At 70.0% G+C, this 22,610-nt stretch carries 17 protein-coding genes; 13 read left to right on the forward strand and 4 right to left on the reverse strand.

Annotation, left to right across the window (positions count from 1 at the left end; all coding sequences use genetic code 11):
• Positions 1–68: 68 nt before the first annotated feature.
• On the reverse strand, positions 69–4,847 hold the full coding sequence (locus C5B97_RS00710; protein WP_104310232.1) for an NAD-glutamate dehydrogenase: 4,779 nt from the start codon (positions 4,845–4,847) through the stop codon (positions 69–71).
• An 89-nt stretch (positions 4,848–4,936) separates the two neighbouring features.
• Positions 4,937–5,980 carry a Gfo/Idh/MocA family protein gene (locus C5B97_RS00715; RefSeq protein ID WP_104310233.1) on the reverse strand — a complete coding sequence of 348 codons (1,044 nt, stop codon included), beginning with the start codon at positions 5,978–5,980 and terminating at the stop codon, positions 4,937–4,939.
• Between the two features lie 136 nt (positions 5,981–6,116).
• On the opposite strand from C5B97_RS00715, the gene C5B97_RS00720 reads away from it, so the two are divergent.
• The 4 genes from C5B97_RS00720 to C5B97_RS00735 all read left to right on the forward strand — a co-directional run bounded on the left by C5B97_RS00720 (position 6,117) and on the right by C5B97_RS00735 (position 10,866).
• A complete protein-coding gene (locus C5B97_RS00720; RefSeq protein WP_104310234.1) occupies positions 6,117–7,607 on the forward strand; it encodes a hypothetical protein in 1,491 nt (496 codons plus the stop codon).
• Between the two features lie 317 nt (positions 7,608–7,924).
• A complete protein-coding gene (locus C5B97_RS00725) occupies positions 7,925–8,953 on the forward strand; it encodes an amino acid ABC transporter permease (protein ID WP_104310580.1) in 1,029 nt (342 codons plus the stop codon).
• Positions 8,950–9,768, forward strand: coding sequence for an amino acid ABC transporter ATP-binding protein (locus C5B97_RS00730; RefSeq protein WP_104310235.1), 819 nt, complete (start codon positions 8,950–8,952; stop codon positions 9,766–9,768). The genes C5B97_RS00725 and C5B97_RS00730 overlap by 4 nt, the downstream gene beginning before the upstream one ends.
• Before the next feature lie 75 nt (positions 9,769–9,843).
• Entirely contained in the window at positions 9,844–10,866 is a 1,023-nt protein-coding gene (locus C5B97_RS00735; protein WP_104310236.1) for an ABC transporter substrate-binding protein, read from the forward strand.
• A 69-nt stretch (positions 10,867–10,935) separates the two neighbouring features.
• On the opposite strand, the gene C5B97_RS00740 is transcribed toward C5B97_RS00735, so the two are convergent.
• Complete coding sequence (locus C5B97_RS00740) at positions 10,936–12,000, reverse strand: alpha/beta hydrolase (RefSeq protein WP_258067815.1); 1,065 nt, start codon at positions 11,998–12,000, stop codon at positions 10,936–10,938.
• Positions 12,001–12,169: 169 nt separating this feature from the next.
• On the opposite strand from C5B97_RS00740, the gene C5B97_RS00745 reads away from it, so the two are divergent.
• From C5B97_RS00745 to C5B97_RS00780, 8 genes are all read left to right on the forward strand, one after another.
• A complete protein-coding gene (locus C5B97_RS00745) occupies positions 12,170–12,700 on the forward strand; it encodes a hypothetical protein (RefSeq protein ID WP_104310237.1) in 531 nt (176 codons plus the stop codon).
• Positions 12,701–12,754: 54 nt separating this feature from the next.
• Entirely contained in the window at positions 12,755–13,465 is a 711-nt protein-coding gene (locus C5B97_RS00750; RefSeq protein WP_104310238.1) for a lysophospholipid acyltransferase family protein, read from the forward strand.
• Positions 13,462–14,682, forward strand: coding sequence for a glycosyltransferase family 2 protein (locus C5B97_RS00755; RefSeq protein WP_219819739.1), 1,221 nt, complete (start codon positions 13,462–13,464; stop codon positions 14,680–14,682). The genes C5B97_RS00750 and C5B97_RS00755 overlap by 4 nt, the downstream gene beginning before the upstream one ends.
• Positions 14,683–14,730: 48 nt before the next feature.
• The gene (locus tag C5B97_RS00760; RefSeq protein WP_104310239.1) at positions 14,731–15,543 is read left to right on the forward strand and encodes a hypothetical protein; all 813 of its coding nucleotides are present in this window, start codon (positions 14,731–14,733) and stop codon (positions 15,541–15,543) included.
• 140 nt (positions 15,544–15,683) lie between these two features.
• Positions 15,684–16,454 carry a copper resistance CopC family protein gene (locus tag C5B97_RS00765; RefSeq protein WP_104310240.1) on the forward strand — a complete coding sequence of 257 codons (771 nt, stop codon included), beginning with the start codon at positions 15,684–15,686 and terminating at the stop codon, positions 16,452–16,454.
• Positions 16,455–16,503: 49 nt separating this feature from the next.
• Complete coding sequence (locus C5B97_RS00770; protein WP_104310241.1) at positions 16,504–17,109, forward strand: copper chaperone PCu(A)C; 606 nt, start codon at positions 16,504–16,506, stop codon at positions 17,107–17,109.
• Positions 17,109–18,374 carry a Dyp-type peroxidase gene (locus C5B97_RS00775; protein WP_104310242.1) on the forward strand — a complete coding sequence of 422 codons (1,266 nt, stop codon included), beginning with the start codon at positions 17,109–17,111 and terminating at the stop codon, positions 18,372–18,374. Before C5B97_RS00770 ends, C5B97_RS00775 begins: the two co-directional genes overlap by 1 nt.
• Positions 18,371–19,921: a PepSY domain-containing protein gene (locus C5B97_RS00780; protein WP_104310243.1), complete on the forward strand. Its 1,551-nt coding sequence runs from the start codon at positions 18,371–18,373 to the stop codon at positions 19,919–19,921. Before C5B97_RS00775 ends, C5B97_RS00780 begins: the two co-directional genes overlap by 4 nt.
• Here C5B97_RS00780 and C5B97_RS00785 read toward each other — a convergent pair.
• Entirely contained in the window at positions 19,857–20,357 is a 501-nt protein-coding gene (locus C5B97_RS00785) for an MSMEG_6728 family protein (protein ID WP_104310244.1), read from the reverse strand. The genes C5B97_RS00780 and C5B97_RS00785 overlap by 65 nt on opposite strands.
• Before the next feature lie 551 nt (positions 20,358–20,908).
• Here C5B97_RS00785 and C5B97_RS00795 point away from each other — a divergent pair.
• Positions 20,909–22,606 (forward strand): ABC transporter substrate-binding protein, encoded by a 1,698-nt coding sequence (locus C5B97_RS00795; protein WP_258067816.1) that lies wholly within the window; start codon positions 20,909–20,911, stop codon positions 22,604–22,606.
• Positions 22,607–22,610 lie beyond the last annotated feature (4 nt).

A 22,610-nucleotide genomic window follows, 5' to 3' on the forward strand; every position in this document is an offset into this window, starting at 1 on the left:
TCCCATCCCGAGACGGATCGCCGGGCGGGCGGACCCGGACGGGAGCGCGACCGGCCGCGCGCGCCCCCCTAGCGGACGAGCGAGCGGAGGCGGCGCAGCGCGACGGACAGCGTGGCGAGGCCCGTGTCGTCGCCGGCGTGCACCGCATCCGATGCCTCGTCGAGCGCGCGCGTGGCGGTGGGGCCGAGCCCGGCGATCCACGCGTCGACGCGTGAGTCGGCCTCGGCCTGCTCGGTCTGAGCGATGACGGATGCGGCGAGCTCGACCATGACGGCGTACAGGTCGTCGCGCATCGCGGCGCGCGCCATGGACCCCCAGCGGTCGTCCTGCGGCAGCGCGGTGACGCGCGTGAGCATGTCGTCGAAGCTGACGCGGGCCGACAGCGAGTAGTAGACGCCCGCGAACTCCTCGAGGTCCCACCCCTCGTTCCCGGCGCGCTCGATGATGTCGAGCAGCGGCATGAGCTCGAGCAGGCCGGCCCCGCGCAGCGCGAGGTCCCGCGGTACCCCGGCGGCCTCGAACTCGCTCACACGGTCCGCGAAGCGCTCGCGTTCCACGCCCTGCTGCAGCTCGCCGATCCGCGACGCGAACTGGGCGACCGGCTCCGTGAAGCGGGTGATCTCCTCGCCGATGTCGATGCGGTCTGGCCTGTGCTGCACGAACCAGCGGGTGGCGCGGTCGAGGAGTCGGCGGAAGCCGAGGTACAGCTCGGTCTGCGTGGAGGTCGAGACGAGGTTGTCGGTCGCCTCGACTTCGACGACGAACCCGCGCAGGTCGAAGATCTCGCGGGCCGCGACGTAGGCGCGTGCGATCTCCTCGCTCGTGGCGCCCGTCTCGTCGGCGGCGCGGTAGGCGAACGTGATGCCGCCCCGGTTGACCATGGAGTTCACGACGGAGTTGACGACGATCTCCTGACGCAGCGGATGCGCGTGCAGGTCGGGCCCGTGCTGCTCGCGCACCTCGGCCGGGAAGTACTCGGCGAGGGTGTGCGAGAACCAGGGGTCGTCGGCGAGCTCGGTCGTGGCGAGGTCGCTCTTGAGGGCGAGCTTGGCGTAGGCGACGAGCACCGAGAACTCCGGCCTGGTGAGGCCGCGGCCATCCTCGATGCGGCGCTTGATCTCGGCGTTCGACGGCAGGAACTCGAGCTCGCGGTCGAGCTCGTCGCGCTCCTCCAGCCACGTGATGAGGCGCTTGTGCGATGGCAGCATGGATGCGGCGTTCGAGCGCGAGTTGCCGAGGAGCACGTTCTGCTCGTAGTTGTCGCGCAGCACCTGGGTTGCGACCTCATCCGTCATCGCGCGCAGCACCTCGTTGCGGGCCTCACGGTCGAGCCGCCCGTCGCGCTCGACGGCGCCGAGGAGGATCTTGATGTTCACCTCGCGGTCGGAGGTGCCGACCCCCGCGGAGTTGTCGATGGCGTCGGTGTTGAGGCTGACCCCGGCCACGGCGGCTTCGATGCGGCCGCGCTGGCTGACTCCGAGGTTGCCGCCTTCGCCGACGACCCTGAGCCGCAGCTCGCGGCCGTCGACGCGGATCGCGTCGTTGCCGCGGTCGCCGATCTCCGCGTTCGTCTCGTCACTCGCCTTGATGTAGGTGCCGATGGCGCCGTTCCAGAGCAGGTCGACCGGGGCCAGGAGGACGGCCCTCTTGAGCTCGAGCGGGGTGACCCGCTGCACGTCGGCTTCGAGGCCGAGCGCCTCCCGCATCTGCGGGGTCACTGGGATGGACTTCTGCGTGAGCGGGAAGACCCCGCCGCCTTCCGACATGACGGTGCGGTCGAAGTCGTCCCATGACGAGCCGGGGAGGTCGAAGAGTCGCTGGCGTTCGACGAACGTGGCCGCGGCATCCGGTGTCGGGTCGATGAACACGTGCCGGTGGTCGAACGCCGCGACGAGGCGGATGTGCTCGGAGCGCAGCATGCCGTTGCCGAAGACGTCGCCCGACATGTCGCCGACGCCGACGACCGTGAAGTCCTCGGTCTGCGTGTCGTGGCCCAGCTCCCGGAAGTGCCGCTTGACCGACTCCCACGCGCCTCGCGCGGTGATGCCCATGCCCTTGTGGTCGTAGCCGGCTGAGCCCCCGGACGCGAACGCATCCGCCAGCCAGAAGTCGTAGCTCTCGGAGATGCCGTTGGCGATGTCCGAGAACGAGGCGGTGCCCTTGTCGGCTGCGACGACGAGGTACGGGTCGTCGCCGTCGTGGCGGACCACGTCGGTCGGCGGCACGATGTCGGTGCCGACGCGGTTGTCGGTGATGTCGAGGAGGCCGCGGATGAAGGTGCGGTAGGCCGACTTCCCGGCCTCGAGCCACGCGCCTCGGTCGCTCGGGGAGGGCAGCTGCTTCGCGAAGAATCCGCCCTTCGACCCGGTCGGCACGATGACGGCGTTCTTCACCATCTGCGCCTTCACGAGCCCGAGCACCTCGGTGCGGAAGTCCTCGCGGCGGTCGCTCCAGCGCAGCCCTCCTCGGGCGACGCGGCCGAAGCGCAGGTGCACGCCCTCGACCTCGGGCGAGTACACCCAGATCTCCACCATGGGATGCGGCTTCGGGAGCCCGGGGACACGCGTGCAGTCGAGCTTCATGGAGACCCAGTGCTTCGGCTTGCCCTCCGCATCCACCTGGTAGAAGTTGGTGCGCCAGGTCGCGTCGACGATGCCGATCATCGAGCGAAGGATGCGGTCCTGGTCCAGGCTGGCGACGTCGTCGAGCGCCGCCTCGAGCCGTGCCGCCACCGTGGCGAGCTCGGCGTCTCGGTCGCCGCCCAGCTCGGGGTCGAACTTCGTCTCGAAGAGCCGCACGATGTCGGCCGCGATGGCGGGGCTCCCGGTGAGCGCCTGCTCGATGTACTCGACGGAGAAGGTCGCGCCGATCTGGCGCAGGTACATGCTGATGGCGCGCAGGATCACGATCTGGCGCCAGCGCAGGCCGCCGAGCAGCACAAGCGAGTTCAGCCGGTCGGTCTCGGACTCTCCCGACCAGACGGCGCTGAACACCGACTCGAGCTCCGCGCCCCAGTCGGCGTCGTTCCAGACCTCTGCGGCAGGGGCTGTCAGCCCGAAGTCGGAGATGTGCAGGTTCGTGCCGTCCGGCAGGGTGATGACGTACGGGTGCTCGTCGACGACGTCGACCCCGAGGTCGGTGAGGGCGGGAAGCACTCTCGTGATGGGGTACACGTGGTGGGAGGCGAACGTGAAGTAGCGCTTCCCCGGTTCGTCGCGTTCGGGGGCGTAGAGGTGCACGGCGAAGGGTGTCTCCGCGTCGAGCTGCTCGAGCAGGGCGATGTCGTGGACCGCGTCCTCGGGTGGGATGTTCTCCTTGTACCCCTCGGGGAATGCCGACGCGTACCGGCCGAGGATCTCCGCCGCACGCTCCTCGTCGTAGATGCGGTGCAGGCCATCCACGAGCTCCTCATCCCAGCCGCGGATGGCGCGCTCGATGCGGGGCTGCAGGTCCTGCTCGCTGACGTCGGGCAGCGGGATGCCCTTGGGCGCGCGCACGACGAAGTGCAGCTGGGCGAGCGGGGATTCGCCGACCCGGGTGGCGTGGTCGACCTGGCTCGCGTTGAAGGTCGTGCGCAGGAGCTCTTCGATGCGGAGGCGAACCGTCGTGTTGTAGCGGTCGCGCGGCAGGTAGATGAGGGCCGACGCGAAGCGGCCGAACTCGTCGCGGCGCAGGAAGATGCGGTAGCGGCGCCGCTCGCGCAGGCGGCTCACCTCGGAGGCCACGGCGTGCAGGTGCTCGACGCTGTCCTGGAAGAGCTCGTCGCGCGGGTACTGCTCGAGGGTCTGCAGGAGGTCCTTGCCGGAGTGCGAGTTCGGGGCGTGGCCGGACGCGCGGAGCACGGCCCGCACCTTCGCGCCGACGATCGGCAGCGTGAGAACGGACGCCGCGTAGGCGACCGACGTGAACATCCCGAGGAAGCGCAGCTCGCCCGTGACGTTGCCTGCCTCGTCGAAGCTGCGGATGCCGATGTAGTCCAGGTACACGTCGCGGTGCACGGTGGCTCGCGAGTTGGCCTTCGTGATCGTGAGGAGGCGCGGTTCCCGTGCGGTGCGCTGCGCCTCGGGGGTGAGGCGGGTGCTCGCGGTCGAGGGCCTGCGCAGGATGCCGAGCCCGGTGTGGGGGAGCGGGCGCAGCACCTCCTGGCCCTCCTCGTCCGTCTCGAGGACGTATTCGCGGTAGCCGAGGAATGTGAAGTTGTCTTCGGCGAGCCAGGTCAGGAACTCGACGGCTGAGGCGATCTCCTCCTGCGTGACGCTCGTCGGCGGCTCGGTGCGCAGGTCGGTGACGAGGTCGAGGCAGGCGCGGCGCATGGGGCGCCAGTCGGCGACCGCCGCGTGCACGTCGGCGAGCACGTTGCGCAGTCGCTCGGCGAGCTCTTCGCGGCCCTCATCGGTGGCGACGCGGTCGATTTCGAGGTGGATCCACGACTCGAGTTCGCCGCCGTGCGTGTGCATCTCGAGCAGCTCGCCGTCGTCGTCGCGGCGCACCGAGACGACGGGATGCGCGAGGAGGTGCACGGCGAGCCCCTGCCGCGCGACGGCGGCCGTGACGGAGTCGACGAGGAACGGGGCATCGGCCGTGCAGATGTCGACGATGGTGCGTCGCGAGCTCCAGCCGTCCTCCTTGAGGGTCGGCGTGAAGACGGCGATGAGGGTCTCGTCGCTGCGCCGGCGCGACGCGAGCCTCCGCATGGTGGCGGCGGCTCCGACGATGTCGCGCGGTTCGCGAGTCGCGATGTCGTCGGCGTCGACGTCGTCGATCAGCCGTTCGAGGCCTGCACGGATGCTCGGCTCGACGTCGTCGAGCGCCTCGCGCAGTCCGGTGAATTCAGTTCCGTGGATCATGCCCTACCCCTTTACAGGCGGGCCCTCATTGGCCCGCCGTCGCACCCCGTGCCTCGATGGTAGCCGGGGTGGGAAGGCTCGGGTGCCGCTCAGAGGGTGACGGTGAGTCCCGTGCGAGCGCTCTCGCGGGCCGCATCCAGGATCTCGACCGTGTGCACGGCCTGCTCGAGCAGCACCGGGGGAGCGGCTTCGCCTCGGACGGCGGCAAGCAGCTGGCGGTAGAACTCGGAGTAGTCGCCGCGCGCCGAGGGCACGGGCGTGCTGCCCTCCGCGGTGTGCAGCACGCCCCAGCGTTCCTCGGTCTCGACGCCCCAGTCGGCGGCCGCGGCGGATGCGGGTCGCAGGCCGGCGTCGATCTGCGAGGTCTGCACGTCGTCCATGCGCGACTCGTACGAGCCGAGGTCGCCGTAGACGATGAGCTCGCGGCCTTCGAGGTGGTTGATCTTGCTGGACGCGACACGGGAGAAGACGCCGCTCGCGTGGTGGAGGGCGACGTCGAAGCCGCAGTCGACGTCGACGCCACCGACCGAGGTGATGTCGAGGTGGGCGCTCACGCGCTCGACGGGACCGAAGAGGAACGCCATCTGGTCGACGAGGTGGCTGCCGAGGTCCCGCAGGAGGCCGTGAGCCGGCCCGGTCTCGAGGGTGCCGGAGTCGTCCTGGTCCATGCGCGAGGAGACGCGCCAGATCTCGCCGAGCCTCCCCTCGTCGATGACCTGCTTGAGCGTGACGAGGTCGGTGTCCCAGCGGCGGTTCTGGTAGGCGGTGAGGATGCGCCCGCTGCGCTCGGCGGCGGTCTGCAGCTCGCGCGCGCCTTCGACCGTCGGCGCGAACGGCTTGTCCGCGACGACGTGGACTCCCCGCTCGAGGGCGTGCAGCACGAGCTCGCGGCGTGTGTCGGGCGGGGTGGTGATGACAACCGCGTCCACGCCAGCGTCGAGGAGCGCATCCAGGGAGTCGAACGCGGGGACTCCCGGGGCTTCGGTCGCGAGGATCGCGCGCCGCGCTGGTGAGCGGGTCACGACCCCGGCCAGCTCCCAGCCCGCCACGGCCTGGATATACGGCACGTGGAAGCGGTGGCCGCCAGCCCCGTAGCCGACGACGCCGATGCGGGACGGTGTGGATGCGCTCATGGGGCTCTCTCTTCTGCGCGGGCACTTGGTGCTAATGACAGGACAAGGCTAGGGCCTGGGTGGCCGGGCGGCAACGGCTCGACTGTCGGAGGTGTGGTGTTGAATGAGCGCAGACAGGAAACAAGGGGGTGCGACCGTGGTTGAAGGCAAGAACGGATACACGCCGCCGGCGGACTACCGGGCACCCGACTTCGTGCGGCAGTGGTCGGACTCCGCGACGCGAGGTGCCGATCGCATCGAGCAGGAACGCGAGCAGCGCACGAGAGACGGCGAGCGCGATGCCGCTCAGCGCGCCCAGGACGGGCAGCGTGCGCTCGAGCAGAGCTCGCAGGACGCGCAGCGAGCCGCCGGTCAGGCAGCTCGGGACGCGCAGCGTGCGGCCGAGCAGCTCGCACGCGATGAGGGGCGGGCCGCCACGAGCACCGCTGCGCGCGCCACGTACGACCTCGACCGCAGCGGGGAGGGTGCGCAGCGTGGACTGGCCTACTCGCACGGCTCCGCCAACGACGCGCTGCTGCGTCGTCGCGCGCAGCTGCCGACGCAGGCGCAGGCGCAGGCGCCGTCGTCGGCCCCGGCTCCGCCTGCTGGCCAGGTGTCCAGCCCAGGTCCGGCCCCGACTTCTCCACCTGCTCCGCAGCCGACCACGCCGGGCGTGCATCCGACTCCCGCCGTCCCCAAGAGCCGAGCGGCCAGGGGCCCCGCCGCGAAGAACGCCGCACATCTCGGACAGCCGGGCCTCGGGCCTGGGGCCGCGGTCTTCGCCGGGCTCGCGGCCATCGTCGCGGCGTTCCTCGGCTACTGGATCCCGGTCGTCATCGCGATCCTGTTCTCGATGGCGCCCATCAAGCGCGGCTTCGCGTCGGGTGCCAAGGGCATCGCGGCCGCGATCCTCGCGATCCTGCTGCTCGCATCCGCCGCCTTGGTCCAGGTCGTGCAGGTGCTGCCAGGCGCCTTCGGAAGCGACGAGACCGAGGTCAGCACCGAGTCGACGCCCGTGGAGCTCGAGGGCGACCCCATCGAGTCCGGAACTCTCCCCGAGTTCACGTTGCAGGCCGGAAACCCCGTCGGAGGATTCGGCGAAGCCAACCTGGATGTCGTGCTGCCCGAAGGCGCCGGACAGCTGGCGGTGCTGCAGGTCGACGACAAGGTCGGTGGCCTCAGCGCCTCCATGTACAGCGGCGATCAGGTTGTCGAGTTCCAGTACCTGGAGCGGGCGACCGGCGGAACGGCGCAATGGCTCATCAACACCCAGGCGGCCTTCGAGCAGTCGTTCGGCGACGACCCGACGTCGCTGGCCGTCGACCGCATCACGATCATGAGCGAGGGGGAGTGGACGGCCGAGATCCTGCCGGTCTCGGTGCTCCCTCCGTTCGACGTGGCGCTCGACGGGGTCGGCCCGGGGCTCTACCTCTACACGGGTGCGGGCGGCGAGGCCTCGATCACATCGAGCGACTACGGCAACTTCGCGATGACCGTGCACGGCTCGGAGTTCGACTACATCACCGCCGAGATCCCTGAGGTCGAGGCGAGGACCTGGCCGGCGGGCCCCTTCGTCATCGAGGTCGTCGAGGCGACCAAGATCGACGGCACACCGCTGCCCTGGAGCATCCAGGTCGTAAGCCCCTAGTTCCATCCAAGACCCCACCGCGTGCGCTTCGAGGCGCCCAGACGGGCCTCGCTGACTCTCCACCCGGTGACGGCGTGACCTTCTGTGACGCAGCACTGCGCCGCGCGACCCTCTCGGAACTCCCGCGTACCGGCCCCTGCTGACGGGCATCCGTTCGCCAATACCTTCTCGACATGCCCTCGCATCTGAGGGTCAGCCCCTCCGCCCGGAGGGTCCGCCGAGAGGAGAACGCGATGTCACAGATCGACACCGCACCGACCACCGACAGCCCGCCGTCGACGCCGCCGGACGACGCCACACCCTTGGCGAGCCGCCGGATGCAGACGCTCGGGCCCGGTGAGCACCTCAAGGTCGTGCACCCCAAGCACTGGGTGCTCTGGATCCTCTCCGCCGTCGCCGTGTTCGCGGTCGCCCAGTTCGCGTGGTCGCTCGTCACGAACCAGCGCTACGAGTGGAACGTCTTCGGCGAGTACTTCTTCAGCCCGATCGTCGTCAACGCGCTCATCCTGACCCTGCAGCTGACGGTGCTCTCCGGGGCGATCGGGTTCATCCTCGGCGCCCTCCTCGCCGTCGCCCGCCTCTCGAAGTCGCCGCTGCTGAACTCCCTCTCGTGGAGCTTCATCTGGTTCTTCCGCTCCGTGCCGCTCGTCGTGCAGCTCGTGGTCTGGTACAACCTCGGCTACCTGTACCCGACGCTCGGCCTCGGGACGCCGTTCACGACGGACTTCTGGCTCGTCGAGTTCCCGACCGTGCAGCTCATCTCCTCGTTCGCCGCCGCGACGCTCGGCCTCTCCCTGCACCAGGCGGCCTACTCTGCGGAGATCATCCGCGCCGGCATCCTCTCGGTCGACCAGGGCCAGCTGGAAGCATCCGCCGCGCTCGGCCTCCCGCGCCGGTACCGCTTCTTCCGCATCATCCTGCCGCAGGCGGCACGCGCCATCACGCCGAACGCGTTCAACGAGATCATCGGCCTGGTGAAGGGCACCTCGGTGGTGTTCGTCGTCGCGCTGCCCGAGCTGTTCTACACGGTGCAGGTCATCTACAACCGCAACCAGCGCATCATCCCGCTGCTGCTCGTCGCGGTCGTCTGGTACGCCATCATCACCACGCTCCTCTCGATCGCGCAGTACTACATCGAGCGCCACTTCTCGAAAGGCGCGCACCGAGAGCTGCCGCCGACGCCCATCCAGAAGGCGAGGGCCTGGATCTCCGAGAAGTGGGCGCTGCTCGACGACGGTGAGCAGAGCGGAGGCAGAGAGAAACAGCGCGAGAAGCCCGAACAACCCGACGGGCGCGCAGCCGCTGACACCAAGGCCGACCGGAAGAAGAACGGGATCCCAGCATGAGCCAGGCAACCATCAACCGGAACGCCGAGGCGGAGCTCGTTCGCAGCGGAGCCGCCTCCGGGCAGGTCAGCGTGTGCGGCGTGAGCAAGTCGTACGGCGCCCACGAGGTGCTGCACGACATCGACCTCGAGATCGAGCCCGGCGAGGTCGTCGCGCTCCTCGGCCCATCCGGCTCCGGCAAGTCGACGCTCCTGCGCACCATCAACCACCTCGAGTCCGTTGACGGCGGCTCGATCCTCATCGATGGCGAGTACATCGGCTACGTCAGGAAGGGAGACCGCCTCTTCGAGCTGCGCGAAGCTGAAACGCTTCGCCGTCGTACGAGGGTTGGCATGGTCTTCCAGAACTTCAACCTGTTCCCGCACCTCACCGCGCTGCAGAACATCACGGCGGCCCCGGTCGCGCTGCAGCGGGCCTCCAAGGCGGATGCGGACGCGCAGGCGCGGGGACTGCTCAAGCGCGTGGGCCTCGAGGGCAAGGAGCACCACTACCCGCGTCAGCTCTCCGGCGGGCAGCAGCAGCGCGTCGCGATCGCGAGGGCGCTTGCCCTCAAGCCGGACGTGCTCCTCTTCGACGAGCCGACGAGCGCGCTCGACCCCGAACTGGTCGGCGAGGTGCTCGACGTGATCCGCGAGCTCGCGCACGGCGGCACGACGCTCGTCATCGTGACGCACGAGATCGGCTTCGCACGTGAGGTCGCCGACCGCATCGTGTTCCTCGACGCCGGTCGCATCATCGAGCAGGGCACGCCGGAGCAGGTGCTCACGAACCCGCAGCACCCCCGGACGCAGGACTTCATCCGCAAGGTGCTCTAGCTCGCAGCGGGCCGATCCCTGCCCGCATTCCTCTTCAGAACTTCAGCAACGCATCCACCCCGAAAGGTGCCTCTCATGGCAAAGCTCAACAAGAAGAAGGTCGGCGTCATCGCCGGCGGTGTGGCGGCACTCGCCGTCATCGGGGTCGTCGCCACGACCCTCATCGTCAACGGCCAGTCGGCCCCGGTCACGGCAGCCGAGCCCGACGGTGCCCAGCCGGCAAGCGGACTCATCGAGTTCGACCTGACCAGCGCCAACGTCGACGGCCGCCCGCAGATCGACCCGGTGCCAGAAGCCATCGCCGCGCTCGAGGCGTCCGGCTGGCAGCCCGCTGAGGCCGGCAAGCTCACGGTCGTCGGCAGCGCGTACATCCCGCCGCTCAGCTTCCTCGCCGAGGACGACAACGTGACGCGCCTGGGCAGCGAGGCCGACTTCGCGCAGCTCATCGCCGACGGGCTCGGCCTCGAGCTCAAGGGCGAGGTCGCCGCGTGGGCCGACTGGCCCCTCGGTGTGCAGTCCGGCAAGTACGACCTGATCACCTCGAACGTCACCGTCACGGAGGAGCGCAAGGACCTCTTCGACTTCGCCACGTACCGTGAGGACGTGCTGGGCTTCTACGTGAAGGCCGACAGCGAGATCGAGTCGATCACCGAGGCCAAGGACGTCGCAGGCCTGTCGGTCATCGTCGGCGCCGGCACGAACCAGGAGAAGATCCTCGTCGCCTGGGACGAGGAGAACCAGGCAGCCGGGCTCGAGCCGGTCGACTTCCAGTACTACGAGGACGACGCGGCGGGCACGCTCGCCCTGCAGTCCGGACGAGTGGATGCGACCTTCGGTCCGAACGCGACGGCCGCGTTCAAGGCGGCGAGCGACGGCGAGACGAAGCTCGTCGGCACCATCAACGGCGGCTTCCCGGCCAACGCGCAGATCGCCGCGGGCACGGCGAAGGACAACGGCCTCATCGAAGCCGTCGAGATCGTCCTCAACCACGCCATCGAGAACGGCCAGTACGACGCCATCCTCGACCGCTGGGGCCTGCAGGACGAGCGCATCGACGTCTCCGAGGTGAACCCGGCGGGCCTGCCGCGCGAGGAGTAGCCATCTCCCACTCGTCAGTGACGGAACCCGCCGCGTCCTCGAAGCCCGAGGGCGCGGCGGGTTGCGCGATCAGTCGGACGACGTGACCGACTTCAGGAAGTCGATGGTCGACGCGAGCGCGCTCTGCGCATCCGCCCCCTCGAGCTTGAACTGGTACTCGTGCTGCAGCGCCGGCTCGTGGTCCTCCGGGTAGAAGACCGCGGTGACCGGCACGCCGAGACCCTGCAGCTTCGTCGCGAACGGCTGCGACTGGTTCGCGGTCAGCGGGTCGGCGTTGCCGCCCGAGATCCAGGTCTGCGGGAAGTCGGCGGTCACGTAGTCGAGGGTCGACATCTCCTGCCCTGCGGGCGTGTCAGCCCAGTCCTTGTCGCCCTGGTACGCCCACAGCGCCACGCGGAAGCCGTAGCCGCCGAGGCCAGGCGCGCTCGGGATGCCGCTCACGTCGTAGATGCCGCAGTTCAGCACCATCCCAGCGAGCTGGTCGGCGGCGAGCGCCGGGGCGAGGCCGAGGAGCTCCGCGTAGGCGGGGTTCGTGGCGAGGGCCGCGAGCTGGCTCGCGAGCTGCGCGCCCGCGGAATCGCCCGCGAGGATGATCTGGTTCGGGTCGATGTTGTACTCGGCCGCGTTCGCCGTCAGGTGCGCGAGCGCCTCGTTCAGCTGCGTGAGCGCCGTCGGATAGGTGGCCTCCGGCGCGACCGTGTAGTTGACGGCGACCGTCGTGAACCCCTCCGCGGCGAGGATCTGCACATACGGGTCGACGTTCTGCTTGCCGCCCGAGATCCACGCGCCCCCGTGGATCCACACGACCGTCGGCAGTGCCTCGGTCGTGTCGGCGGGTGAGTACAGGTCGAAGGTCGTGTCCGAACCGCCGTCGCCGTACGGCACATCGAGCTGCGACTGCAGGCTGTCAGCGGTCGGCGCGAAGGCCTCCATCTCGGTGACGGTGCGCTTCGCGTCCAGCTCGAACAGGCCGCGGATGACCATGGCAGCGGGCCAGGGCGTCGACACCCAGATGATCGCGCCGACAAGGCCGGCGGAGAGCACGCCGAGCGGCACCGTCCTGCTCTTGTGGCGGTACCAGGGCTTCGCTGCGTTCCTGGTTGGTCTCGGCGTGACACTCGGGGGGATGCTCACCCTCGCATTCTTCCAGTACCGCGATCCATGCAGACACACACCGCCGTGTTGTCCGCGAGCCCGGGTATGCAATATGTTGCAGATCCCCCCTCCTCGATGCAGCGATGCAGCGCCGACCGCCCAGATCGGTTGCGCTCCTGCGAGCATCCCGACGCCGAACGGCCCATGCATGTACGCCCTCCTCGTGATCCTCCAGACGGTGGTGCTCCCGTTGCTGTTCGGGGGCGTGCACCTGGGCGTCGCGGGCGGCAATCCAGCGCTCGTCTTCGGGATCTGGTTCGCATTCTGGGGCGTCGGGTCGCGCCTCATCGTCGCGGGCATCAGTCAGCTCACGAACCCCCTGCGAACCACGCAGACCATCCTCGGGGCCGCCGCCGACGAGAGCGACGAGCCTGAGGAACACGCTGCCGGTACGCGCATGCAGACGCTCAACGCGACCGGCGCCGCGACCGCGCAGGTGGTGCAGGAACTCGGGCTCGCGAACCTCAGCCTGGGCACCGTCGCGCTGGTCTCCTCGCTGGTCCCCGGTTGGGGACTCGTGGGCGCGCTTCCCGGCGCGATCTACCTGGGCCTCGCCGGCATCCGGCACCTCGCCAAGCGCGGGAAGAGCACCAACGAGCTCGTCGCGACCTGGACCGACCTGCTCGTCTTCGTGATCGTCGTGGGCGGCGTCGTCGCGGCCGCCCTCCGCGGCTGGTGAACGACCCGCTTCCCGGCTTGTCGCGTCGCGCGCTGCGATAGCGTCGAGCACACCATGATGCTTCGCCTGGCTCGCGCGCTGCTCGTGCGCAGCGCGGTGCGCGACGTGCGGACGGGCCTGCTGTCGATCGCGGTCACCGGCCAGCCTCCGGGCGGCGGTGCGGTGCTCGCCGCCAACCACGGCTCATGGTGGGACGCCTACCTGATCGGCCTCTACGCCAGGAACACCGGGTTCGACGTGGCCGTCATGATGGGCGACGAGCAGCTGCGCCGCTTCCCGTTCCTGCGCCTCGTCGGGGCAGTGCCCCCGCGGGCGGTGCGCACGCTCGCCGACCGTGCGCGCGCCGGCGACTGGTCCCTGATCTTCCCGGAGGGCGAGCTGCGCGCGGGCCGCGGGCTCGCGTCACTGCACCCGGGCGCCGAATGGGTCGCGGCGCGCGCCGAGGTTCCGCTGGTCCCCGTCGCCATCCGCGTCGTCATGCGCGGGGCGGCCAAACCCGAGGCGTTCATCCGCTTCGGCGCACCCGTGCGCCCCGAGCAGCTCGCCGCCGCGCTCGGGTCGATGCTCGAGGAGCTCGACCGGGCCCTCGACGCCGCCGACCCCGCACGGCCCCTGCCGGGCTACCGCATCGTGTTCGACGCGCAGCGATTCCGCCGCGACCGAGTCGGCTTCGCCGGGCGGATGCTCGCGTTCCTGACCAGGCCGGAGGGCTTCCGGGCTCGCCCGGCTCGTCCTGGTCGTCAGGGCGAGCGGGGCCGCGAGTGAACCGGTCGCTCGTGAGCCGCGTGGTCGCCGGAGTCTCCCTCGCGTACCTCGGCGCGAGGGCGATCGTGCTGCTCGCGAACGCGCTGACGCAGCCGAGCCTGCGGGCGGCGGCCGCGACGGCAACCGGGACCAGCCGCGCCCGTGCCAGTGCTGGGGCCGGGCGTGGATCGTCGGCCTCACCAGCTCCGGCTGAGCGCTCGGGCCACGCATCCGCGCCGCGGGTCGCGCTGCTCATCCCTGCCCGCGATGAGGAACCGACGCTGCGGGAGACGCTGCCCGGATTCCTGGGTCAGGGAGCCGACGAGGTGGTCGTGCTCGACGACGAGTCGGCCGACGCGACCCGCGCGGTCGCCGAGGCCGCGGGTGCCCGCGTGCTTCGGGGTGCGCCGCGCCCCGAGGGGTGGACGGGCAAGAACTGGGCGTGCGCGCAGCTCGCCGCCGCCGGCGAGGCGCCCGAGCCGCCGAGGCCCGACGATGTGCTCGTCTTCACCGATGCCGACGTGCGCTGGAACCCCGGTGCGCTTGACGCGCTGCTGGTGACCATGCGTGCATCCCGGGCCGACCTCCTCACGGTCTTCCCACGTCAGGAGACGCGGACCCTCGGCGAGCGGCTCATCACGCCCCTCAACGACGCGGTCGTGCTCGGGTCGGTGCCGATGGCCCTGCAGGGGCGCAGGGCGCCGGTCGTTGCGAACGGCCAGGTCATGGCGTTCACGCGCGCCGCCTACGCCCGCGTCGGGGGTCACGCGGCGGTGAGCGGTGAGCTCGTGGAAGACATGCGTCTCGCCGAACGGATGCGCGCCGCTGGCGGCCGAGTCGTGACCGTGCGGGGTGGCAGCGCGATCGGGGTGCGCATGTACGACGGGTACCGGAGCTCGGTGCGCGGCTTCGCGAAGTCGCTCCTCGGCCTCCATCACGGGTCGCGCGCGCTCATGCTGGCGACGAGTCTCCTGACGGTCTGCGTCTACTCGCTGCCGTGGGTCCTGCCCTTCTTGCCCGGTGCGGGGGAGTCGCGCGCAACCGGGCGCATCCTTCGCCTCGTGCGGTTCATGGGCCTGCTCGATCGCACGGTCTCCAACCTCATCGCGGGGCGGCGACGCCCCCTCGACCTCGCCGAAGGGCTGCTCGGCCCGATGAGCCCGCTGCTCGTGCTGCCCGTGTACGCGTTGGCGGGGCGCCGCAGCGTCGCCTGGAAGGGCCGCGCCTACGAGGCGTGACCAACCATCGCGTCTACGAGCAGTAGAAGACGTGCGTAGACTTCTGGCGTGACCTCCGCCGGCCTGCTGACCCCCGCCGTGGGGGAAGTGGACCCGCTAGACCTCGACCTCGACCTCGACCGAGACCCCGCCCTGGCCCCACCCGTGGATGCGCGGCCACGAGACGCCGCACGGGTGCGCCGAGTTCGGCTCGCGTTCGTCGCAGCATCGGTCTCCACGTTCATCGCGCTCGCCTCGCACGTCTTCGCCGGCGGCGGCATGCCCGGCCTGCTCGGCGTCGCGTTGCCGTTTGCGCTGGCCGTGCTCGCTTGCCTGCTGCTGGCTCGCATCCGCACCGACTCGCTCCGCCTCGCCCTGTCTGTCGGCGCGAGCCAGTTCCTCTTCCACACGCTGTTCGTGCTCGGCACGCCGCCGGCCGCCAGCGGTTCGGCGAGCGCAGCGGATGCGCATGCCGGGCACGCGGGTCACGGCCAGCTCGCGGCCTCGTCGGCGATGGCGGACTTCGCGTCGGGCTCGGGCGTCAGCTCCCCGACCACCGCCCTGCACCTCGGACACGACGGCCCGCTCATGTGGGCGATGCACGCGTTCGCCGCGGTGCTCACGGCGCTTGCCCTGTACTTCGGGGAGGCCCTCCTCGCGAGTCTCGCGCGCGTGAGCCACGCCGCCGTCGAGCTGCTTCGGCCGCTCGTTCGCGGCATCTTCCTGCTCCTCGTTCGCGCCGTGCGCCCCGCCGCGGTGATCGACTCGGCGCCGCTCGAGTTGCCCTGGGTGCCCGCGCTGCCAGTGCGCGCTGCGCGCACCCTGCGGCGCCGAGGCCCGCCCGCGGTCGCGATGCTCCCAGCATTCGCGACCTCGAACTAGCGCCACAGCTCCCGTCTCAGCTTCCCTGCTGAGGTGCTGTCTGGTGCCGGTCGGCGTCGATCATTCTCCGTCCGCGACGCTCGCGCGCCTTCCGCGCGACGCCTTCGTGCGCGGGCGGACAGACCCGAGGAACTCTCGAGATGTCTTTCGACTCAGCACCAACATCCACGACGCGCCGGACACCCCCGGCGCGCAGAACATCCACGACCGGCAGCACACCGACCACAGCAGCCCCGACAGCACCGAGGAGACTCGCCGCCACGGCCATCGCGCTGCTCATGGCCTGTCTCCTGGGGTTCGCCGGCGCGACCCCAGCGCAGGCGCACGACCAGCTCATCGCGAGCTCGCCATCGCCGGACGCGTCGCTCGACACGTCACCGCCGGACATCACCCTCAGCTACTCCGCGAACATCATGGAGATCGGCCCGATGATCGTGCTGCAGGACGCCGCGGGCCGCGACTGGGCGACCGGCGAGCCCGTCATCGACGGGACGACGGTCACGAGCACCATCGTCGACACCCTGCCCGACGGCGCGTACACCGTCAACTGGCGGGTTGTCTCCTCGGATGGGCACCCGATCACGGGCACCATCCCGTTCACGGTCGGCGATCCCACGGCGGCGGACGCGCCCGCGGCACCGGCACCCTCGGACCCGGCCACCGCTGCCCCGACGACGGCCGACCCCGCCCCCACTGAGGCGGCGCCCTCCGAATCCGAGTCACCCTCCGGCGCGACGACCCAGCCGACGTCCGAGATCACCTCGCAAGCGGCGTTCGACGTGCCGCGGATGCTGCTCATCGGCGCGCTCGGGGCGCTCGTCGCGCTCGGCGTCGCCTGGCTGATCGTCCGCGCACGCAAGGGCGGTCAGGCGCAGCCTGAATCGGCTGAGGCCGACACCGATGCGCGCTGACGCCGCCGCCACTCCTTCTCTCTTCTCTCTCCGCAAAGGAACCACGCTCATGACCCGTACCACCACGAACCTCCCTCGCCCCCTCGCAGCGGCCGCCCTCCTCGCTGCTGCTGCGCTCGCCCTCACCGGATGCACGGCCGCCAGCTCGACGGCCACCCCCGACGCCGCCTCAGCGGGTCCCGCCGCCGAATCCGTCACCGTCGAGAACGCCTGGGTGAAGGCCGCCGACTCCGGCATGTCAGCGGCCTTCGGCGAGATCGAGAACACGGGTGCGGGGGACGTGACGATCGTGTCGGTCGCGAGCCCCGCATCCACCGCGCTCGAACTGCACGAGACCGTCGAGAACGAGACGGGCGAGATGACGATGCGTGAGAAGGGTGGCGGGTTCACGATCGCCCCCGGCGAGACGCTGACGCTCGAACCCGGGGGCAACCACATCATGCTCATGGACCTGCCCGAGCCCGTTGTCGCGGGGGACGAGCTGAGCTTCACGCTCACGTTCTCGGACGAGTCGACCCTCGACTTCACTGCCCCGGCCAAGGACTACGCCGGGGCCAACGAGAACTACGAAGACGGCGACATGGGCGGCGACATGGAGATGGACCACTCCGACATGGACCACGCCGAGCACGGCGACGACGCGGACAACAGCTAGTGCCCGGCGACCAGAGCCCTGGTCGCCCCCGCCCGACTCGGCGACAGCTCCTCTTCGGGGGTGCTGTCGCCGGGTTCGGCGCGGTCGCGGCCGTGGGCGCCGACCAGGCGCTCCGTCTCGCGGGACGCCAAGAGCCAGCGGGCGCAGCGGATGCGGCTGCCGACGCGAGCCCGGCCGGTGCCGGCGAGCTGACCGGGTCAGGCGTCGTCCCGTTCTACGGGCCGCACCAGGCGGGCATCGCGACCGTGCCGCAGGCGCACGCGACGCTCGTCGCCCTCGATCTGCGAGACGGCATCGACCGCGATGGGCTGCGGCGACTCATGCAGCTCCTGACCGACGATGCGGCGCGCCTCACCCGGGGTGAGCCGGCACTGGCCGACTCCGAACCCGAGCTCGCGCACCTGCCGGCCAACCTGACGGTGACGTTCGGGTTCGGTCCTGAGTTCGTGCGGCGCGCATCCACCACTGCAATGCAGGCGCCCGCCTGGCTGCGCCCGCTGCCGCCGTTCGGCATCGATCGGCTCGAGGCGGCGTGGAGCGACGGCGACCTGCTGCTGCAGGTCGCGTCCGACGACCCGTTCACGGTCGCCCACGCGTTGCGGATGCTGCTGAAGGACACGCGCAGCTTCGCGACGGTGCGGTGGACGCAGCCCGGGTTCCGCCGGGCGCGCGGGTCGGAGGCCCCGGGCACCACGATGCGGAACCTGTTCGGGCAGGTCGACGGGACCGTCAACCCGGCGCCTCCGACGCTCGACTTCGAGCAGCTCGTCTGGATTCGCGAGGGCGCGTTCGCGGGCGGGACGGGCATGGTCGTGCGGCGCATCCGCATGGACCTCGACAAGTGGGACAGGCTCGACCGCAGCGGTCGCGAGCAGTCGGTTGGCCGCACGCTCGCGAACGGCGCCCCGCTGACCGGCACGGACGAGCACGACGAGCCGGACTTCTCGGCCGAGAACGCGGCCGGGTTTCCCGTCATCGCCGAGTTCTCGCACATCCGGCGGGCGCGATCCGAGGACGCGTCGGAGCGGTTCTTCCGTCGCGCCTACAACTACGACGATGCGCCCACGGGGGAGGAGATCTCGAACTCGGGGCTGCTCTTCATCGCCTTCCAGGCGGACGTGGATGCGCAATTCGTGCCCATCCAGCAGCGGCTCGACGAGCTCGACCTGCTCAACGAGTGGACGACGCCCATCGGGTCTGCCGTGTTCGTCGTGCCGCCCGGATGCGCGGAAGGCGGTTACGTCGGCGAGGGGATCCTCGGATGAGCGGACCAAGACCGCGCGCCCGGCGCGTCTCGAGCACGGGATGGGTCGGGCAGCTGCTGATGCGCCTCCACTTCCTCGCGGGCGTCTTCGTCGGCCCGTTCATCCTCGTGGCGGCGCTGAGCGGCGCACTCTACGCGCTGACCCCGCAACTCGAGCAGCTGGTCTACGACCACGAGCTGCATGCGCCGGTCTCCGAGAGCGCCCTGCCGCTCGGAGAGCAGATCAAGGCAGCAGACGCGCACGTCGGGCAGGACGAGACGATCGTCGCCGTGCGTCCGGCCCCGAACCCGGGCGATACGACGCGGGTCATGTACGCGGATGCGACGCTCGGGGAGAGCACGACGCGGGCGGTGTTCCTCGATCCCGCGACGGCAGAGGTGCGCGGTGACCTGCCCGTCTACGGCACGTCCGGTTCGCTGCCGCTGCGCACCTGGATCTCCGAGCTGCACCGAAGCCTGCACCTCGGTGATGCTGGCCGGCTCTACAGCGAGCTCGCGGCATCCTGGCTCGGGGCCGTCGCGCTTGCAGGGGCAGGGCTCTGGGCCACCAGGTACCGGCGGGCGCGAACGGCGAAACGGGCGACGCAGCAGCGCAACCTGCTGCGGCCGAACCTGCTCGCTACGGGGTTCGCGCGCACCCGCAGCCTGCATGCATCCACCGGCATCTGGGTGCTGGCCGGGGCGCTGTTCCTGTCGGCCACGGGCATCACGTGGTCGCAGTACGGGGGAGCGAACTTCACGGAGCTGCGAGCCGCGGTGGGATGGACGACGCCCGCGCTGAGCACGAGCCTCGACGGCGCCGGCGCCGCGGCCGCAGATGAGCACGCAGAGCACGCTGGCCACGGGCCCGGGGGTGTGACACCGAGCCTCGATGCTGGCGAGCTGAGCCCGGGCGCCTACGACTCGGTGCTCTCCATCGCGCGCGAGGCGAACGTGAACACCGGGCTCGTCGAGATCCGGCCGCCGGCGGAACCCGGCACGGCGTGGGTCGTGCAGGAGATCCAGCGCAGCTTCCCGACGGAGGTGGATGCGGTTGCCATCGACGGCACGACCATGCAGGTGGTCGACCGGGTCGACTTCGCAGAGTTCGGGCCGGTCGCGAAGCTCAGCCGCTGGGGCATCGACCTGCACATGGGTTCGCTGTTCGGCCTCGCCAATCAGCTGGTCCTCTTCGCGGTTGCGGTGGGCATTGCGGCGATGGTCGTGTGGGGGTACGTGATGTGGTGGCAGCGTCGGCCGAGGCACGACCCGTCGCGGTTGGTCGGTGCCGCTCCGCCTCGTGGAGCGCTGCGCCGCGCGCCGTGGTGGGGCGTGCTGCTCGCGCTCGCCGTGGCCGTGGCGCTTGGCATGTTCCTGCCGCTGATGGGCGTGAGCCTGATCGTCTTCCTGGCCGTCGACGTCACGGTCGGGATGCTCGCTCGTCGGCGATCGCGATCCGGGGCGCGGCCGTCCGACCTGCCGCGCGGTCAGCGGGCCGGCGGGGTCAGTCCCGCGAGCGATGGCTCGAGTGCGGGTCGGAGCGTGGGTTCGAGCTTGGACTCGAGGTGACGCCGGGCCACACGTAGTCGAGGCCGCGTTCCGCGTCGGGGAACAGAGCGCCGTAGAACTCCTCGTCCTTGGCGATGAGCTTCGAGCGGTGCGACTCGTGGAGTGCCTCGTCGCCCAGCCAAGGTGGAGGGTCGGACACCCTGAAGTCCGGCCCTCTGCTGGCCGCCGCCTCCTCGAAGACGGCAAGCGTCTTCTCGGCGCAGGTGTCGGCGTAACCGCGTCCCACCCATTCCGCGCAGAACGCGCCCTGGTAGTCGAGGAGGGCCCGTTCGTAGCCGATCCACATCTTCACGACGGGATGCTGCTGCCACCCGTAGCCGGGCACGGTCAGCGCCTTCATGACCTGCAGGGTCTCGACGCGCTGCTTGCCGAGGCGCTGCCGGTCGAGCACCCGCGCGGATTCCGCGAAGTCTGCATAGGGGAGGAACGTCTGCATCGATCCGTTCTACCGTGCGGGGATCCGCGGACGCGGGGAGCTGGGCGGCAGATTCATTCGTCTCGCGGCCGCTCGGCTGGTGCCAGAGTGGGGGTGCCGTCGCCCCCCCCCGAAGCATGCGGCCCCCTCAGTGCTGTGTGATACGTTACCTCGACTCGAGCGACCGACCCCCAGGTTGCAGTGACCGACGGAGTTCACATGTCCATCCCGTGCTCGCAGTTCGCGGCCGAGTTCGACCAGGCTGGTTTCGTAGCGCGCCGCCACGAGCGCCGCGTGCCCACGCCCGTCCACTCAGCCCGCAGCGATTTCACACAGACGAAACATCTCTTGCATGTCAGAGAAATGTTGCGGGTGTCGTATGGGGTCGTGATCTTGGGATGCATCAGCTCGACGACCAGTGATATGTCACATTTCATATGGGAGGTCAGGTCGGTTACTCCGAGCCGCCTCGGCTTGCCGTGAATGTGATCGCTCTCATCGTCTCGCGGTGCCACGCGAGCAGAGCACAAACCCTCGTCTTCGTCACGAAGACCATCTGAGAGGAAAACCCCGTGAAGAAAAGAAAACTGGCCGGTGTCCTAGCGCTCGCCACGACGTCGATCATGCTGCTGAGCGCCTGTGGCGGCGGCGCGGCACCAGAAGCTGAAGGCGGCTCGACCGGAGAGCCCGTCGCGGGCGGCACCGTGCACATGCTGCAGAACGCAGACTTCTCCTACCTCGACCCGGCACGCGGGTTCGACGGCGGCGTCAACGCCTTCTACCGCCTCATCTACCGCGGTCTCACGATGCAGGCGGCCGGCAATGCGGAAGACCCGAACGCCATCGTCGCCGACATGGCGGAGGGGCTCGGCGAGCAGTCGGAAGACGGGCTCAAGTGGACCTACACGCTCAAGGACGGGCTGAAATTCGACAACGGCGACCCGATCACCTCCGCCGAGGTCAAGTTCGGCATCTCGCGCGCCTGGGACCCGGAGATCGGCATCGGCTCGCCGTACCTCAAGCAGGTCATCGACGCGCCTGAGGGTTACGAGGGCCCGTACGTCACGGGCGACCTGCCCACGATCGAGACGCCGGACGAGAAGACCATCGTCTTCAACCTGAAGGCACCCTTCCCCGAGTTCGACAACGTGCTCGCCCAAGCGAACGCCGTCCCGTTCCCCACCGGCACGGGCGGCGGCAGCGAGTTCATCAACGACATCATCGCCTCCGGCCCCTACACGCTCGAGAGCTACACCCCGGGCACAGCCATCAACCTCGTGCGCAACGAGAACTGGGACCCGGAGACGGACGACGTCCGCAAGGCGTACCCGGATGCTTGGCAGTTCAACATCGGCCTCGACCCGGCCACGATCGACGAGCGCATGATCGCCGGCCAGTCGTCCGACATCAACGCGATCGCCGGCGTCGTCCAGGCAGCGAGCCTGCCGCGTCTGCAGACTCCGCAGTTGCAGGACCGCACGGCGCTCTCCCCGGCCTACTGCACGACCTACATGTCGATGAACACGACGAAGGAGGCGTTCAAGGACGTCAAGGTGCGCCAGGCCGTGAACTACGCGCTCGACCGGGCTGCGATTCAGAACGCGTCGGGTGGCAACCAGCTCGCAGACCCCGCGACGGCGATCATCCCGGCTGCCGTGAACGGGCACCTCGACTACGACCTCTACCCGAGCGAGGGCGACGATTTCACGGGCAACGCGACTGAGGCGCAGAAGCTCCTCGACGAGGCGGGCGTCGGAGACGGCTTCTCGTTCACCCTCGACGTGCGCTCCAACCCCAAGGCGCAGGCACAGGCGGAAGCGATCCAGCAGGCACTCTCCCCACTCGGCATCGACGTGGCTCTGAACGTCATCGACGTCTCCACGTACTACGAGACCATCGGCACGACCTCGCAGCAGAACGACGCGGCGATCACCGGATGGTGCCCCGACTGGGCGTCCAGCGCCAGCACCTTCCTCCCCCCGCTGTTCGACGGGCGGAACATCACCGACAAGGGCAACTCGAACCTCGCCCAGATCAACGACCCGGCCATCAACGAGCGCATCGACGAGATCAAGGCGATGACCGACCTCGACGCCGCCAACACCGCTTGGGGTGAGCTCGACAAGCAGATCATGGAGCTCGCACCCATCGCCCCGCTGGTACTCGAGAAGGGCGTCTTCCTGCCGGGCGAGAATATCGCGGGCTACTACCCGAGCACCAGCTTGACCGACCTGACCATCGTCGGCCTCGCGGACCCGTCTAGGGGCTAACCGA

Source organism: Pseudoclavibacter sp. RFBB5, from assembly GCF_002931555.1.
Lineage (GTDB): Bacteria > Actinomycetota > Actinomycetes > Actinomycetales > Microbacteriaceae > Pseudoclavibacter.

Bases quoted from the DNA above. Each gene is read 5' to 3' on its own strand.
- C5B97_RS00745 (WP_104310237.1), top strand. From the start codon at position 12,170: ATGTACGCCCTCCTCGTGATCCTCCAGACGGTGGTGCTCCCGTTGCTG.
- C5B97_RS00730 (WP_104310235.1), top strand. From the start codon at position 8,950: ATGAGCCAGGCAACCATCAACCGGAACGCCGAGGCGGAGCTCGTTCGC.
- C5B97_RS00770 (WP_104310241.1), top strand. From the start codon at position 16,504: ATGACCCGTACCACCACGAACCTCCCTCGCCCCCTCGCAGCGGCCGCC.
- C5B97_RS00725 (WP_104310580.1), top strand. From the start codon at position 7,925: ATGCAGACGCTCGGGCCCGGTGAGCACCTCAAGGTCGTGCACCCCAAG.
- C5B97_RS00710 (WP_104310232.1), bottom strand. From the start codon at position 4,847: ATGATCCACGGAACTGAATTCACCGGACTGCGCGAGGCGCTCGACGAC.
- C5B97_RS00785 (WP_104310244.1), bottom strand. From the start codon at position 20,357: ATGCAGACGTTCCTCCCCTATGCAGACTTCGCGGAATCCGCGCGGGTG.
- C5B97_RS00780 (WP_104310243.1), top strand. From the start codon at position 18,371: ATGAGCGGACCAAGACCGCGCGCCCGGCGCGTCTCGAGCACGGGATGG.
- C5B97_RS00750 (WP_104310238.1), top strand. From the start codon at position 12,755: ATGATGCTTCGCCTGGCTCGCGCGCTGCTCGTGCGCAGCGCGGTGCGC.
- C5B97_RS00765 (WP_104310240.1), top strand. From the start codon at position 15,684: ATGTCTTTCGACTCAGCACCAACATCCACGACGCGCCGGACACCCCCG.
- C5B97_RS00715 (WP_104310233.1), bottom strand. From the start codon at position 5,980: ATGAGCGCATCCACACCGTCCCGCATCGGCGTCGTCGGCTACGGGGCT.
- C5B97_RS00735 (WP_104310236.1), top strand. From the start codon at position 9,844: ATGGCAAAGCTCAACAAGAAGAAGGTCGGCGTCATCGCCGGCGGTGTG.